Genomic DNA, 12850 nt, shown 5'->3' with positions numbered 1-12850 from the left:
CGGCGATGCGGGGGACCTTCGGCCCTGGGCGCGCGCGGGCCGGGAACGCACGCTGGAGAGAGAACGGAGGTGTGACCATGAGCATCGGATATGCCCTCGTGGTCGCCGCTCCCGGCGACGGCTGGGGACACATGGGAAACGGCGGTTGGTCCGGCTGGATGTGGCTGTGGGGGACGGCGATGGTGCTGTTCTGGGTCGCCGTGATCGGCGCGGCCGCATGGCTGGCCTTCCGTGCCGCGACTCCGCACCGCACGCGCACCACGAGCTCGGAGACACCCGGGCTGGAGCACGCGCGGGAGATCCTCGCGGAGCGTTACGCACGCGGCGAGATCAGCAGCGAGGAGTACGACGAGCGGCTGGCCAAGCTGCGTGGAGGGAACGTCCGCGCCTGATCCGCGCCGCCGCGGTCCGAGACGCCGGACATGCCGGCCCTGTGGAGGGCGAACCGCCGGGAGGGAAGATGACCGCACAGCCGCCGCTGGAGCAGCGGCCCGTCGCCGAGCTGATGACCCTGGACCTGCTCACCATCGCCGCGAGCGAGTCCGCGCTGATGGCCTGGGAGCTGATGTGCAAGGCCGAGGTGCACCATCTGCCCGTCACCGACGACGAGGGCGGCTTCCTGGGCGTCGTGGACGCGCAGACCTTGACCTCGACGTGGAACGCAGCCGCCCCGCAGCAGGCCCGCCGGCCCGTCACGACTCTCCTGCCGTCCCGGCCGCCCGCCGCTGTGCGGCCGTCGGCCACCGTCCGGGACGCGGCCGGTGCCATGCTCGAATCCGGCACCGACTACGTGCCGGTGACCGACGACCACGGCGTGCTGGTCGGCCTGGTCACCGCACGAGACCTGATCGGCGCGCTGGCCGGTGTGGAACGTGACGCCGCTCCGCGCAGCGGAGGCATGCCGTCCCTCTACCGGATCGAACCGGTGCTGCCGGCTCATCCGGGCCACGGCGGCATGGCGCCCGACTGAGGCGGACGCGGTCCCGGCACGGGGCCGCAGGGGCCGGTCCGCGTCGTCGGGCGGAGCGAAGACGCCGTCGGGCATGCCCGCGCCGGCCGGCCGGTGAGAACGCGGCAGGGCCGGGAATGCCCTGCGGACGGTCCTGGACGACGGCGTGAGGAGACACCATGGACCGGTGGATCCTGTCCTATGACGATTACGACCCCGGCACCGTAGGGCTGCGGGAAGCCCTGTGCACGCTGGGCAACGGCTATTTCGCCTCCCGGGGAGCCGCACCCGAGTCGTCGGCCGACGGCGTCCACTACCCGGGGACCTATGTCGCGGGCTGCTACGACCGGCTGCCGGCGGAGATGGACGGTCGGCAGACCGACAACGCCGACCTGGTCAACATGCCGAACTGGCTTTGCCTGACCTTCCGCCCCGTCGGCGGCGACTGGTTCGAGCCGGACCGTGCGCAGCGCGAGGGCCGGCTGCTGTCGTACCGGCAGGAGCTCGATCTGCGGCGCGGCGTCCTGACCCGGCTGATCCGCGTGCGCGACGCGCGGGGACGCACGTCGCGGGTGGCGCAGCGCCGGATCGTGTCCATGGACGATCCCCACCTGGCCGCACTGGAGACCACCATCGTGGCCGAGGACTGGAGCGGCCCGATCGAGATCGTGTCGGCGGTGGACGGGCGCGTCGCCAACGACGGGGTCGAGCGGTACCGGAACCTGCCCAAGGAACATCTGGCCCACGAGGAGAGCCCGCGGCCGAACGATCCGGAGCTGCTCCTGCTGCGGTCGTCGACGGTGTCCTCGAAGATCGGTATCGCGGTGGCGGCCCGTACCCGGGTCTCCGTCCCCGCCGAGCGCGCCCACCGCGCCGAGGACGGCTGGACGGGCCAGGAGCTGACCGTGGACGTCCGCGAAGGGACGCCGGTGACGATCGAGAAGGTCGCCGCCGTGTTCACCTCGCGCGACCGCGCCATCGAAGAACCCGCGCAAGCGGCCCTGGCGTCCGCCGGCGGCGCAGGCGGCTTCGACGCCCTGCTGGAGAGGCACACGCTGGCCTGGTCCCGGCTCTGGCGGCGGTGCCAGCTCAGCGTCGACCACGTCGACGTCCAGCGGGTCCTCAACCTCCACATCTTCCATCTGCTGCAGACGGTGTCGGAGCACAGCGTGGACCTGGACGTGGGCGTCCCCGCCCGCGGGCTGCACGGGGAGGCCTACCGCGGCCACGTCTTCTGGGACGAGCTGTTCATCCTGCCCTTCCTGACCATGCGGTTCCCCGAGATCGCCCGCGCGCTGCTGATGTACCGGTGGCGGCGCCTGCCCGCGGCGCGCCGCGCGGCCCGCGGGGCCGGGCGGCGCGGCGCGATGTACCCGTGGCAGAGCGCGGCCGACGGCCGCGAGGAGACCCAGCGCATCCACCTCAACCCGCGCTCCGGCCGGTGGCTGTCCGACCATTCGCACCTGCAGCGCCATGTCGGGCTGACCATCGCCCACAACGTGTGGCGCTACTACGAGGCGACCGGGGACACCGGGTTCCTCGCCGAGTACGGCACGGAGATCATGCTGGAGATCGCCCGGTTCTTCGCCGATCTCGCCGCCTACGACCGCTCCACCGACCGGTACGGGATCCGCGGCGTCATGGGTCCGGACGAGTACCACGACGCCTACCCCGGACGAGACGAGCCGGGTCTGGACGACAACGCCTACACCAACGTCCTCACCGTGTGGGTGCTGCGCCGGGCGCTGGACGCGCTCGCCCTGCTGCCCGAGGACCGGCGGGCGGAGCTGCGGGAACGGCTCGCCCTGACCCGCGAGGAGATCACCCGTTTCGAGGACGTGGCGCGCAAGATGTACGTCCCCTTCCACGACGGCGTGCTCAGCCAGTTCGACGGCTACGCGGAACTGGAGGAACTCGACTGGGCCGGCTACCGGCGGCGGTACGGCGACATCCGCAGGCTGGACCGCATCCTCGAGGCCGAGGGCGACTCCACCAACCGCTACAAGGCCTCCAAGCAGGCCGACGTGCTGATGCTCCTCTACGTCCTGTCCCCCGGCGAGCTCGACGACATCCTGCGGGAACTCGGCTACGAGCACGGCCCCGCCCTGGCCGCCCGGACCATCGACTACTACCTGCCGCGCACCTGCGACGGCTCCACGCTCAGCTCACTGGTCCACGCCTGGATCCTCGCCCACACCGACGGGGACCCCGCCTGGAGCATCTTCCTGAACTCGCTGTTCAGCGACATCACCGACGCCCAGCACGGCACCACCCCCGAGGGCGTCCACCTGGGCGCGATGGCCGGCACCGTCGATCTCGTCCAGCGCTGCCACGCCGGGATCACCACCCGCGGCGGCATCCTGCACCTGGAGCCGCGGCTGCCCTCGGCGATCGGCCGGCTCCGGCTCGGGCTCCGCTACCAGGGCCACTGGGGCATCGACCTGACCTGCCGGCAGGACCTGATCCGCGTGGCACTCCGGCCATGCGCCGCCTCGCCCATCCGCATCTGCTACGCGTCCGAGGTCGTCGAGATCCAGCCGGGCGCGTCCTGGGAGAGCCCGCTCCAGCACGGCAGGACGGCACCGTCCGACGACTGACCCCGACAGGGCCGGGCAAGGGTGACTTTGGTCCTCGCCGCGTGTGACTCATGGCCGTGCGGACGATCCGCGTCCCGAGGAAGCATGAAGGTGCACCCATCGATGAGGAGCGGGAGCATACGGACGCTGACCAGATCCTCACCCGTGGGCGTCGCTCAGATCCGAGCCGAGGGAGGCATCATGAGCGCACTGGAGCGGCGCGAGACGCGCGGCATCTTCCCCGAACTGTTCGACTGGATCGAGTCGCCGTTCACCGTGTTCCGCAGCGGGACCGGCCACACGATGCGGGTCGAGAACTACGTCGACGAGGGCGACCACGTCATCCGCGCCGAACTGCCCGGTATCGACCCCGACAAGGACGTCGAGATCACCGTCACCGGAGACGTCCTGCGCATCCACGCCGAACGCCACGAGGAGAAGAAGGAGGCCCACCGGACCGAGTTCCACTACGGCTCCTTCACACGGTCCTTCACCCTCCCGGCCGCCACCGAGATCGACGACATCAAGGCCTCCTACGACAAGGGCATCCTCACCGTCCGCGTGCCCATGCCCAAGGCCGCCAAGGCGGAGGCCAAGCGGATCACCGTCGAGAACTGACGACCCGGAAGTGACGGCCTGGCGAGCGGAGGGCGCCGCATCGAGTACCCGGTTCGATGCGGCGCCCTCCCGTCTCGGTCGCACCCGAAGGGGGATGAGGACGATGACGGATTTCTCCGGCTCCCACCGGATCCTGGTCGGCGTGGACGGATCGGCGGCGTCACTGCAGGCGTTGCGCTGGGCCGCCGCCGAGGCGGAACTCCGCCATACCGGGATAGTGGCCGTCCGCTGCTGGCGTGCACGGCGCGACCGGGTGGCGCCTTACGCGGGGGCGGGCCGGCTGCCTTCACCCGACCGGGAATGCGAACAGGCGCGGCGCGCCCTCGCGGCCGACGTCGCCGCCGTTCTCACGCACGCGCCTTCGGTGCCGGTTCGTCGAGAACTGGTCCTCGGTGAGCCCGCACGCGTCCTCCTGGATCGCGCCGCGGGGGCGGACCTGCTCGTCCTGGGCGGACGACGCTGGGACTCCACCGCGGATGACGTCATCGGGCCGGTCCGGGCCGCCTGCCTGCGCCATGCGCCGTGCCCGGTCGTGTTCGTCGCGCCCGGCACCGGCCAGGAGCGCGCCCGGCCGCGGATCGCGCACCACCCGCATGAGGGACGGGCGGCGTCCGGCCCCCTCGCGCCGGCCTCCGCCGCCAGTACGGGCGAAGGCGGAGCACAGGGCCGTGAAGGACACCAGGACGGGGACGAGCCGCCCGCGAGCCCGCGGCCACGGCTTGACGAGCACGGCTCCAGCGCTGGTCGGGAGATTCGTCTTCTCTGAACAGGCCCATCCAGCGCCGACCGTCGGCCTCACCGGGCCGATGGAGGCGGAGTCCGGCAGCGGCAGCTTCTCGGGCAGCAGCGTCCGGCCGGGCGGCCCGCTGCGGCATCGGCCCGCCGAGCACGAGCCGCGCCGGAAGGGCTCATCTCCCGTCAACGGACGGACGCGCCCGGCGCAGCTCGAGCGTCGCGAAGCCGAGGAGCACCACGACGGCGGCGCCTTCCAGGGCGAGCGCGAGCACGATGCCCGTCCGGTAGCCGTACTCGTGGAACCCGAACAGGCTGGCCTGCTCGCTGATGAGCAGGCCGATGATCGTGCCCAGCGCGAACACCGCCGCTCCGAGCGCCACGAACGCGTGCGGCGCGCGCCCGAGCACCGGCACCGACCGGACGGCCGCCGGGGACCGCAGCGGGCTCGCCAGGACGAACCCCAGCACCACCGCCGCGACGACGTTCAGCACGAACAGGCCGCCTATGGTCGGGATGACCCGGTAGTGGTCGGCGAGGTACTCGTACAGATGGACGGCGCCGATGCCGAACAGCAGCAGCACGCCCGCGTAACGCAGCACATGACGCAATGCGATCACCCGTCCGTGAGCGGCGAGCCGCCGCTCACTCCGTCCTGGACCTGCCGGCCCTGGGGGGAGACGGCGTACCATTCGGCGCCGAACTGGCTGAGCGCCTGCCCTCGGATGTCACCGCGTCCCGTATCGGCTTGGTAGTAGTACAACGGATGGCCCGCGTAGACGAGCTGGCGAGGACCCTGGGGACGGGCGATCGTGGTGATCTGCGACTGCTGGGCGCCGCCGCCTGCCCTCGGCGGGCCCTGCGTGGTCGCCGGTGGCCAGATCGCGGCGCACGCGCCGTCGCAGCTCGACTGGTCGGGCAGGTCGGCGACGAACAGGTACAGGGTGCGGCCCCTCCCGTCGACCAGGATCTGCCCGAGCGGCGGCACCTGCGCCGTGCGGATCACCGCCCGGCCGGGGTGGAGCGTGTTCGTCGCCATCGCGCAGCCGGCGACCGCCATGACCGGGATCGCGAAGAACGCGGCCCGGAGCCGGACCGTCCGCCGGCCGCGCATCTCAGTAACCGCCGCCCTTCGGCACGACCTTGCCGCCGGACGCCGACAGCACGTACCACGCGGCGCCGAACTGATTCAGGCCCTCCCCCTGGGCATTGCCGGGAGTGGTGCCGTCAGGCGCGTAGTAGTAGACGGGATGTCCGGCATAGGTGACCTGCATCGAGCCGTCCGGCCGCTTGGTGGTGCTCAGCTTCGCCGCGTCCGCCCCCGGCCTGGCCGTGGGCTTAGCCGAGGTGTCCACCGGCGGCCACACCGCCGCGCACGATCCGGTGCAGGACGACATGCCGTTCTTGTCCTTCTCGAACAGGTAAAGGGTCCGTCCCTGACCGTCGACCAGGACCGGCCCCAGGTTGCCCACGGTCGCGGTCTTGATCGATTGGGCTCCGGCGGCACCGGACGGAGTCGATGACGCGGGTGCCGGCGAGGTGCTGGCCGCCTTGTTCGACGATCCGCCGCCGCACCCGGCGACCGCCAGCGCGGCCACCGCGACGACGGCCGCCGATGCTCGCGGCCCGCGCCGCGGTGCCCGCCGTACCGGAACGGCCGCGCCGGCCTTCTGTGTCTTGGACATTCGTCGACCTCGGAATCCGCTACCGGTTGGCTGATGTCTCGTGCTTCCGCCACCGCATACCCGTCCGACCGGCCGGCGAACTGTGGGAGCCCACCTCTGACCTGTTCTTTTCCACGCACCCACGATGGTCTAGCCGCGATTTTGCGGGAACGGGGAGCAGCACCGCACCGCGAAGGCGTCGGAGCTCGGAAACCTGTCATCCTCTGTCCACCGGCGTGGGCGCGCCGATGGGCGAGCGCCTGCGGCGGGCGTGCGGCCCGGGCCGGCGCGGCCCGGGCTCCCCGCGTCCGTCAGGTGACGTCGGCGCCGAAGGCCTGGAGGGCCTCGGTCACCGGCTGGAAGAACGTGACGCCGCCGCTCTGGCAGTCGCCGGAGCCGCCCGAGGTGAGGCCGAGGGCGGTGTCGCCGGCGAAGAGCGGGCCGCCGCTGTCGCCGGGCTCCGCGCACACGTTCGTCTGGATCATCCCGCTGACGGTGCCCTCGGCGAAGTTGACGGTGGCGTTGGTGGCGAGGACGCGGCCGGTGTGGACGCCGGTGGTGCTGCCGCTGCGGGCGACGCGCTGGCCGACGACGGCCTCGGCCGCCTGCGTGATGTCCTGCGCCTGGCCGTTGTAGAGGTTGACCGCGCCCGCGCCCGCCGCGCCCTCCTCGGCCTGGACGAGTGCGAAGTCGTTGCCGGGGAAGCTGCTCTGCACGGTGGTGCCGAGCGGCTGGTCGCCCTGGCCGTCGGCGGTCCAGTTCTGGACGGCGTTGCCGCAGTGCCCGGCGGTGAGGAAGAAGTCCTGCTCGCCGCGCGTGACGTTGAAGCCGAGGGAGCAGCGGGAGCCCTGGCCGAAGATGGCGTCACCGCCGAGGGCGAGGGTGTGCAGCCGCCCCGGGAAGCGCACCAGCTTGATCGCCGTGCCCATCTCCCGGGCGGTGCGCTGGACGGCGGCCATCCGGGCGCCGGTGACCGAGGCGTCCGTCCAGACGGTGACCTTCGCGGCGGCGGGGTCGACGGCCCAGCCGGTGCCGGGTATGTCGGCGAAGGAGCTGCGCAGGGCGGCGGTGACCTTCCGCAGCTCGGCGGGGCTGCGCCGCGTCGTCTTGGGGACGGCTCCCGCCGCCCGGACGGCGGCGGCGTCGTCGGCGTTGGTCACCGTCACGACGGGCCGTCCGGCGGAGTCGATGTAGGCGCCGGCCGTCCGGTCGCCGAGCCGCCCGGCGAGCCTGGTGGCGGTGGCGGCGGCCTGCCCGTCGGCCTGCGCGGTGACCGATCCGGCGGCCTGGCGGCCCGTCCGCGCGTCGCCGGCGAGGCCGGCCTCGCGGTCGCCCGGCCCGGACTCGGCGTGCACCGCGTACAGCGCGCCGGCCAGGAGCCCGGCGGATCCGGCGACCGCCGCGGTCGTCGTGACCGCGGTCCGCAGCCGGCTGTTCCTCACGCTCATGAACCCTCCCGGGGGCGTCGATCATCGCGTGGGGGTACGCGTCCGGGCGCGCCCGAGTTCAATCACGTCCGGCCGCGGATCGGAGGGAGCCCGCCGCGGCGGTACGGCGCAAGGTCGGCGAGGCATGACGTTTTCTGCTTATTAGCACTCGCTTTCGAGCAGGAGCGAACATCGAGTTGCGAACCACGTCGTCGCTCGCCACCACTCAGCCGGCGCTGCTGCGCGCCCACCTCGGCGAGGACCTTTCGGCCGCCATCGCCGACGCGGAGGCCGCCGTCGCCGCCTCGCTCCCCGCGGAGCCGCTCGGCGCCGGGCGGATCACGTTCCTCGGCCGCGGCTGGACGGTCGGGATCGCGCGGGAGGCCGCGCTGAAGATGCGCGAGGCGGCGGGCCTGGACCCCGCGGGACGCGGTCGCCGCCGAGGTCGCCCGCCTGCCGGCGGTCATCGGGGCGGACGGCCGGGTCCCCGCTCGTCACCGGCCGATCCGGTAGGTCACGTGCGTGACCAGGTCGGTGCGGGAGACCTCGACCGGTTCGAGCGCGAGTTCGCCGACGCCCTCGAACAGCCGCTCTCCCGCGCCGAGGACGAGCGGCGCGATGTGCAGCCGCAGCTCGTCGATCAGGCCCGCCGCGAGGTACTGGTTCACCGTCTGCGCGCCGCCCGCGACCGCCACGTCCCCGTCCCCCGCGGCCCGCCGCGCCTGCGCCATCGCCGAGTCGATGCCGTCGGTGACGAACGAGAACGTCGTCCCGCCCTTCATCGGCACCGGCTCGCGCTCGTAGTGGGTCAGCACGAACACGGGCGCGTGGTAGGGCGGCTCGTCGCCCCACCAGCCCTTCCAGTCGAGGTCCCAGTCGCCGCGCCCGGAGGCGAACATGTTGCGGCCCATGATGTAGGCGCCGGCGGACGTGATCTTCTCGAGGACCTCGGCGTTCTCCTCGGGCTGCTCGAACATCCACCGGTGCAGCCGCTCGCCGCCGTCGCCGAGCGGCTCGTCCGGCCGCTGGTTCGGGCCGGCGACGAACCCGTCCACGGAGATCCCGATGTCACAGGTGACCTTGCCCATCTCACTGCCTCCCCATCCGGGCGCCCTTCCGGCGCCGCTCACGAGAAGGTCGGAGCCGCCCCCGCCCTCTCGACATCCCCGCGGACATCTTCCCAGCCGGACCAGGCCGCCGCCGGATCAGGCAGGCTTTGAACCGCCAGGCGCGGGGCGCGCGTGCTGTGGGTGTCGCGTTCGCGGCGGGGGAACCGAGCCTGGGAGGACGAGCTGACCACCGATAGCCGCGTCGAGCGGGAAACGGAAGAGGAGGCGGCGGCCGCCGGTCCGGAGCCGGGCACCGGGCCGGACACGGGCACCGGGCGGACGGGCCGGGGCAGGCGGGTCGCGGCGCGGGCGGTGACCGGCGCCGCGTTCCTGCTGGTGCTGGCCGCGCTGATCACGCCGGCCGAGTACGCACTGCTCACGCCGGAGGCGTTCGTGCGCGTCCCGATCGAGGGCGTGCTCGGCGTGGCCCTGGTGCTCGTGGTCCCGGACCGGGCGCGGCGCTGGGCGGCGGGCGCGGCGGGTGCCGTCCTCGGCCTCCTGTTCGTGCTGAAGGCGTTGGACATCGGGTTCGACGCGGTGCTCGTCCGGCCGTTCGACCTGGTGCTCGACTGGCCGCTGCTGGCGCCGGCCGTCGAGTTCGTGAGCGAGTCGGCCGGGCGCGCGGGGGCCGTCGCCGCCGTGGCCGTGACCGTCCTGCTGACGGTCGGCGTGATCGCGCTGATGTCGCTGTCGGTGCTGCGCCTCAGCCGGGTGGCCGCCCGGCACGACCGGACGGCGGCGCGCGCGGCGGCCGTGCTCGGGGTGGTCTGGCTCGTGTGCGCCGTGCTCGGCGCGCAGCTCGTCGACGGCGTCCCGGTCGCGTCGCGGAGCGCGGCGGTGCTCGCCTACGACCACGCGCGGGCGGTGCGGGCCGGCCTGAACGACCGGGAGGAGTTCGCGAAGGCCGCCGCCGTCGACAGGTTCCGCGACACGCCCGGCGACAAGCTGCTGACCGGGCTGCGCGGCAAGGACGTCGTGCTCGCGTTCGTGGAGAGCTACGGACGGTCGGCGGTGGAGAGCCCGCAGTACGCGCCGCAGGTCGGCGCCGTCCTGGACCGGGGGTCGCAGCGGCTGCGGGACGCCGGGTTCGCCTCGCGCAGCGGCTGGCTCACCTCGTCCACGGCGGGCGGCGGCAGCTGGCTCGCGCACGCGACCCTGCTGTCCGGCCTGTGGATCGACAACCAGCAGCGGTACCGGACGCTCGTGCACAGCGACCGGCTGACGCTGAACACCGCGTTCCGCCGGGCGGACGCGCGGACGGTCGCGCTGATGCCGGCGATCACGCGCGCCTGGCCGGAGGGGAGGTTCTACGGGTACGACAAGGTGTACGACGACCGGAACCTCGGGTACCGCGGGCCCCGGTTCAGCTTCGCCACCATGCCCGACCAGTACACGCTGTCGACGCTCCAGCACACCGAGCTGGAGAAGAAGGACCGCCCGCCGGTCATGGCGGAGACGGCGCTCGTGTCGAGCCACGCGCCATGGGCGTCCATCCCGCGGCTCGTCCCGTGGGACCAGGTCGGGGACGGCTCGGTCTTCACCGGGATGGGGAAGGGCTATGACGCCCCGTGGCCGGCCGGCGGCCGGATCCGCGGCGAGTACCGCAAATCGATCGAGTACACGCTGAACACGCTGGTGTCGTACGTGGAGACGTACGGGAATGACAGGACCGTGCTCATCTTCCTCGGCGACCACCAGCCCGCGCCGCTCATCACCGGCGCGGGGGCGGGCCGCGACGTGCCGATCACGATCGTGGCAAAGGACGAGGCCGTCCTCGACAAGATCTCGGGATGGAACTGGCAGGACGGGCTGCGCCCCGGCGAGGACACGCCGGTGTGGCCGATGAGCGCGTTCCGCGACCGCTTCCTCACCGCGTTCGGCGGATGACCGCGGTCGGGGTGCCCGCGGCGGCCCCCGGCGAGGCGCCGGAGGGCCGGTTCCGGGCGGCGCTGCGCCGGCACCGGCGATGGCCGATCGCGGCGGTCGTGGCGGCGCTGCTGGCGCAGCTGGCGTTCGCGATGGTCTCCACGGCCGTGCCGCAGTCCCCGACGATCGACGAGCCCGTCTACATCGCCGCGGGCGTGACCTACCTGCGCGAACACGATCTGCGCTACAACCCCGAGCATCCGCCGCTCGGCAAGATCCTCATCGGGGCGGGGGCGCTGGTCGGCGGCGCCCGCGCCGACCCGTCCTTCACCGGCACCCAGAGCGACGCCGGGCGGCATCTGCTGTACGAGTCGGGGACCGACGCGCAGCGGGTCCTGCTGGCCGCGCGGCTGCCGGTCATGGCGCTGACCGTGCTGTTCGGGCTGGTCGTCTTCGCGTTCGCCCGCGACGTCACCGGCCCGGCCGGCGGGGTGGCGGCGCTCGCCCTCTACTCCTTCTCCCCCGACGTCATCGCGCACGGGTCCCTGGCGACGCTCGACGTGCCGGTGGCCGGCCTCCTGCTGACCTCGGTGTGGCTGCTGTGGCGGGCGCGGCGGCGGCCCCGGCTCTACGTCCCGCTCGCCGGCGCGGCGCTCGGCGCGGCGGTGGCGACCAAGATGAGCGCGCTGCCCGCCGTGCCGGTGCTGCTGGCGCTGGCCGCGCTGTCGGTCGGGACGTCGCGGCGGTCCCGGGGCGCCGGGCGGCCCGTGGCCGCCGGGCTGCTGTCGGCGGCCGGCGTCGCCGTCCTGGCGGTCGGGGTGGTGTGGGCGGCCTACCTGGCCGTCGATCCGCGGCTGCGGTGGACGGCGCCCGCCGGCGTCCCGGCGATCGGCGGGTGGCGCGGGCTCGCCGCCGGCGGGCTGCCGTTCCCCGAGCCGTTCCGGGACGGCATGCGCGTCCAGTTCGGCTTCGAGGACCTGAGGTGGACGAGCTTCCTGTTCGGCCACACCTACCAGGGCTCGCGCTGGTACTACCTGCCGGCCGCGCTGCTGGTGAAGACGCCGCTCGGGATGCTCGCCCTGTGGGCGGCGGGCGTGGCCGCGATGGCGGCGGCGCCCCGGCTGCGCCCCGCCGCGCCCTACGTCCTCGCGCCCGCCGCGGCGCTGCTGGCGGTCGCGATGACCGGCGCCCGCGACCTCGGCGTCCGGTATGCAATCTTCATCCCGATGTTCCTGGCGGTCGCGGTCGCCGGGGTGACGGCCGTCCGGTGGCGATGGGCGAAGGCCGCCGCCTGCGTGCCGGTCCTCTTCGTCGCGGTCAGCTCCCTGCGCGCCTACCCGTACTACCTGCCGTACTCGAACGAGGCGTTCGGCGGGCCGTCCAGGACGCACCTGCACCTGCACGACTCCAACGTCGACTGGGGCCAGGATCTGGGCCGGCTCGCCGACCGCCTCCGCGAACGCCACCCCGGAGAGCGGGTCTGGCTCGCCTACAAAGGGAGCGGAGTGCCGTCCCACTACGGCATCCGGGCGTCCGACCCGCTCGCCGTGCCCCCGGACCGGGTGCGCGGGCTGCTGGTGGTGTCCGACAGCTGGATCGCCAAGGACGACCCGCGGCTGACCCCGCTGATCGCCTCCAGCGAGGCGGTCGGCGACGTCGGCCACTCGATCACGATCTTCCGCCGGCCCGCCCGGCGGCCGTAGACCTCCAGCGTCCACGTCCCGCCGGGCTCGGCGCCCTTCATCATCTTCGCGAGCGCGGCGCCGGAGGGCCGGCGCAGGTCTGCGAGTCGCAGGTGCCGCTGTAAGATCCGGACGCTCCACGTCCCGGGGAACGGCTCGTGGGAGGCCAGGTAGCGGTCGAGGTCGGCCACCGACGGGGGCCGCCCGGACGCCGGCCCCGGCGGCGC

At 73.4% G+C, this 12850-nt stretch carries 12 protein-coding genes; 7 read left to right on the top strand and 5 right to left on the bottom strand.

Annotation, left to right across the window (positions count from 1 at the left end):
• The first annotated feature begins 77 nt into the window (after positions 1 to 77).
• From SM611_RS22910 to SM611_RS22890, 5 genes are all read left to right on the top strand, one after another.
• Positions 78 to 392, top strand: coding sequence for an SHOCT domain-containing protein (locus SM611_RS22910; RefSeq protein WP_371951936.1), 315 nt, complete (start codon positions 78 to 80; stop codon positions 390 to 392).
• Between the two features lie 68 nt (positions 393 to 460).
• Positions 461 to 970: a CBS domain-containing protein gene (locus SM611_RS22905; RefSeq protein WP_371951935.1), complete on the top strand. Its 510-nt coding sequence runs from the start codon at positions 461 to 463 to the stop codon at positions 968 to 970.
• A 158-nt stretch (positions 971 to 1128) separates the two neighbouring features.
• Positions 1129 to 3546, top strand: a complete 2418-nt coding sequence (locus tag SM611_RS22900; protein ID WP_371951934.1) for a glycoside hydrolase family 65 protein — start codon at positions 1129 to 1131, stop codon at positions 3544 to 3546.
• 180 nt (positions 3547 to 3726) lie between these two features.
• On the top strand, positions 3727 to 4143 hold the full coding sequence (locus tag SM611_RS22895; RefSeq protein ID WP_371951933.1) for an Hsp20/alpha crystallin family protein: 417 nt from the start codon (positions 3727 to 3729) through the stop codon (positions 4141 to 4143).
• Between the two features lie 103 nt (positions 4144 to 4246).
• Positions 4247 to 4909: a universal stress protein gene (locus tag SM611_RS22890; RefSeq protein ID WP_371951932.1), complete on the top strand. Its 663-nt coding sequence runs from the start codon at positions 4247 to 4249 to the stop codon at positions 4907 to 4909.
• Positions 4910 to 5051: 142 nt separating this feature from the next.
• Here the strand turns inward: SM611_RS22890 and SM611_RS22885 are convergent, their stop codons facing one another.
• From SM611_RS22885 to SM611_RS22865, 5 genes are all read right to left on the bottom strand, one after another.
• A complete protein-coding gene (locus SM611_RS22885; protein ID WP_371951931.1) occupies positions 5052 to 5477 on the bottom strand; it encodes a hypothetical protein in 426 nt (141 codons plus the stop codon).
• 14 nt (positions 5478 to 5491) lie between these two features.
• A complete protein-coding gene (locus SM611_RS22880; protein WP_371951930.1) occupies positions 5492 to 5989 on the bottom strand; it encodes a COG4315 family predicted lipoprotein in 498 nt (165 codons plus the stop codon).
• 1 nt (position 5990) lies between these two features.
• Entirely contained in the window at positions 5991 to 6560 is a 570-nt protein-coding gene (locus SM611_RS22875) for a COG4315 family predicted lipoprotein (protein ID WP_371951929.1), read from the bottom strand.
• Between the two features lie 290 nt (positions 6561 to 6850).
• Entirely contained in the window at positions 6851 to 7987 is a 1137-nt protein-coding gene (locus SM611_RS22870; RefSeq protein WP_371951928.1) for a S1 family peptidase, read from the bottom strand.
• 473 nt (positions 7988 to 8460) lie between these two features.
• Positions 8461 to 9054, bottom strand: coding sequence for a dihydrofolate reductase family protein (locus tag SM611_RS22865; protein ID WP_371951927.1), 594 nt, complete (start codon positions 9052 to 9054; stop codon positions 8461 to 8463).
• 162 nt (positions 9055 to 9216) lie between these two features.
• On the opposite strand from SM611_RS22865, the gene SM611_RS22860 reads away from it, so the two are divergent.
• Positions 9217 to 10962, top strand: a complete 1746-nt coding sequence (locus tag SM611_RS22860; RefSeq protein ID WP_371951926.1) for an alkaline phosphatase family protein — start codon at positions 9217 to 9219, stop codon at positions 10960 to 10962.
• On the top strand, positions 10959 to 12644 hold the full coding sequence (locus SM611_RS22855) for a glycosyltransferase family 39 protein (protein ID WP_371951925.1): 1686 nt from the start codon (positions 10959 to 10961) through the stop codon (positions 12642 to 12644). Before SM611_RS22860 ends, SM611_RS22855 begins: the two co-directional genes overlap by 4 nt.
• The last annotated feature ends 206 nt before the right edge of the window (positions 12645 to 12850 follow it).

Source organism: Actinomadura monticuli, assembly GCF_041463655.1.
GTDB classification, from domain to species: Bacteria; Actinomycetota; Actinomycetes; order Streptosporangiales; family Streptosporangiaceae; genus Spirillospora; species Spirillospora monticuli.
Note: the sequence above shows the minus strand (reverse complement) of the source record. Positions and strands in the feature narration are given on the sequence as shown.

Coding starts and splice junctions, on each gene's coding strand:
- SM611_RS22910 (WP_371951936.1), top strand. CDS start 78: ATGAGCATCGGATATGCCCTCGTGGTCGCCGCTCCCGGCGACGGCTGG.
- SM611_RS22905 (WP_371951935.1), top strand. CDS start 461: ATGACCGCACAGCCGCCGCTGGAGCAGCGGCCCGTCGCCGAGCTGATG.
- SM611_RS22900 (WP_371951934.1), top strand. CDS start 1,129: ATGGACCGGTGGATCCTGTCCTATGACGATTACGACCCCGGCACCGTA.
- SM611_RS22895 (WP_371951933.1), top strand. CDS start 3,727: ATGAGCGCACTGGAGCGGCGCGAGACGCGCGGCATCTTCCCCGAACTG.
- SM611_RS22890 (WP_371951932.1), top strand. CDS start 4,247: ATGACGGATTTCTCCGGCTCCCACCGGATCCTGGTCGGCGTGGACGGA.
- SM611_RS22880 (WP_371951930.1), bottom strand. CDS start 5,989: ATGCGCGGCCGGCGGACGGTCCGGCTCCGGGCCGCGTTCTTCGCGATC.
- SM611_RS22875 (WP_371951929.1), bottom strand. CDS start 6,560: ATGTCCAAGACACAGAAGGCCGGCGCGGCCGTTCCGGTACGGCGGGCA.
- SM611_RS22870 (WP_371951928.1), bottom strand. CDS start 7,987: ATGAGCGTGAGGAACAGCCGGCTGCGGACCGCGGTCACGACGACCGCG.
- SM611_RS22865 (WP_371951927.1), bottom strand. CDS start 9,054: ATGGGCAAGGTCACCTGTGACATCGGGATCTCCGTGGACGGGTTCGTC.
- SM611_RS22855 (WP_371951925.1), top strand. CDS start 10,959: ATGACCGCGGTCGGGGTGCCCGCGGCGGCCCCCGGCGAGGCGCCGGAG.